This is a genomic window from Actinomycetota bacterium (assembly GCA_040754375.1).
GTDB lineage: Bacteria > Actinomycetota > Acidimicrobiia > Acidimicrobiales > AC-14 > JBFMCT01.
Window position 1 is genome coordinate 1 of sequence record JBFMCT010000098.1, and the last position, 1,810, is coordinate 1,810.

Consider the following 1,810-nt stretch of genomic DNA (forward strand, 5'->3'; position numbering starts at 1 on the left):
GCCAGACGCTGCTCGTGAACGCCACCGATCCGGAGGGCGAGCTCCTGGGCCAGGCGCTCGAGTCCGGGCCGCTGGCGACCTACGACCTCGCGGTGCCGGGGGAGGCGACCTTCGCCGGCGTCGCGCTCTCGACGCAGGCGCTCCACTGGGGCGGCGCTGGGCCCTGGGCGCTCTCGAACGCCCAGGATCTGGTGCTGGGGTACCGGTAGTTCCGTCGTGGGTCTTCCCCTCGGGCCGTCCCCACCGCTTCCTTGCGGGGTTCCCTGGGCAGGGGTAGGCTCGGCCGGGAAGGGCGAGACCAGGCGATCCGCCACTCTCGAGGGCGCCGGCGCGCTGACGAGCGGGGGCCGGCGGGAATCGACCGCGGCCTCCCCCTTGGGAGCGCAACGATGGCGATGATCCGGACGGATATGGCGGCAGGGGCGTCCCGGACTCCCGTGCCCATGCGGGGGCATGGAGGCGCGCTGCTCCCGGCGGCGGCGGGCATGATGGTGCTCGCGACCGCGAGCCGGGCGTCCGCGCAGGAGGAGGTCGCCGGCTGGGGCGGCCAGGTGGTCGACAGCGCCTGGCATCACGAGCTGTTCGTCGAGGTGGCGGGCGGGACCCGCCACAGCCTGGCGCGGCGCGGCGACGGCACGGTCGTGGCATGGGGAGGCAACACCGACGGCCAGAGCAGCGTGCCGGCGCTGCCGCCGGGTCTCGCCTACGTTCAGGTGGCGGCCGGCTGGTACTTCAATCTTGCGCTCCGCAGCGACGGCTCCATCGCGGCGTGGGGAGACAACGACTCGAACCAGTGCGACGTGCCCGCGCTCTCGCCGGGCCTTGCCTACGTCGAGGTGGCGGCGGGGGGGAGTCACGGCCTAGCCCGCCGCAGCGACGGTTCGGTCGTGGCGTGGGGGGACGACACCTACGGTCAGTGCGACGTGCCGGCGCTGCCGCCGGGTCTCACCTACGTTGAGGTCGCGAGCGGTGCGGACCACAGCCTGGCCCGCGTCAGCGATGGCTCGGTCGTGGCCTGGGGGAGCAACAGCTACGGCCAGTGCAGCGTACCTCTGCTGCCGCCGGGGATGACCTATGTCCAGATCGCGGCGGGCGGGGGGCATAGTCTAGCGCGCCGCAGCAACGGTTCGGCCGTAGGTTGGGGGCGCAACAGCTACGGCCAGAGCGACGTGCCGGCGCTGCCGCCGGGTCTGGCCTATGTCGACCTGGCCGGTGGCTACGCCCACACCCTCGCGCTCCGCAGCGACGGGTCGATCGCGGCGTGGGGATACAACTACCGCGGTCAGTGCGACGTGCCGGCGCTGCCGCCGGGTCTCACCTACGTTGAAGTCGCGGGCGGTATGGACCACAGCCTGGCGCGCCGCAGCGACGGCATCGTCATGGTCTGGGGCTGGAACGGCTTCGGCCAGTGCAACGTGCCGCCGCCGGCGGAAGGGGCCACCACCGTCGAGGTGGCGGCGGGGAGCGGAGGCCACAACCTGGCGCGCCGCAGCGACGGCTCGGTCGTGACCTGGGGGAACGACTGGCCGGGCCTGGACGAGATCCCCGACCTGCCGCCGGGGCTCCGCTACCTCGACGTGGCGGCCGGCGACGTACACAGCCTCGCCGTCCGCAGCGATGGGACGGTCCTGGCCTGGGGCGACAATTACTTCGGCGAGTGCAACGTGCCAGTGCTGCCGCCGGGTCTCTCCTACGTCGAGGTGGCGGGTGGCCTGTGGCACAGCCTGGCGCGCCGGAGCGACGGGTCCGTGGTGGGGTGGGGATGGAACACGAGCGGCCAGTGCGACGTGCCCGCGCTGCCGCCGGGGCT

At 73.4% G+C, this 1,810-nt stretch carries 2 protein-coding genes; both read left to right on the forward strand.

Going from position 1 to position 1,810, the window contains the following annotated elements; genetic code table 11:
• Positions 1 to 209 (forward strand): hypothetical protein (locus AB1673_17595; GenBank protein ID MEW6155771.1); only part of this gene is annotated, 209 nt, incomplete at its 5' end.
• A gap of 276 nt (positions 210 to 485) precedes the next feature.
• On the forward strand, positions 486 to 1,810 hold a 1,325-nt coding region (locus tag AB1673_17600), incomplete at its 3' end, for an RCC1 repeat-containing protein (protein ID MEW6155772.1).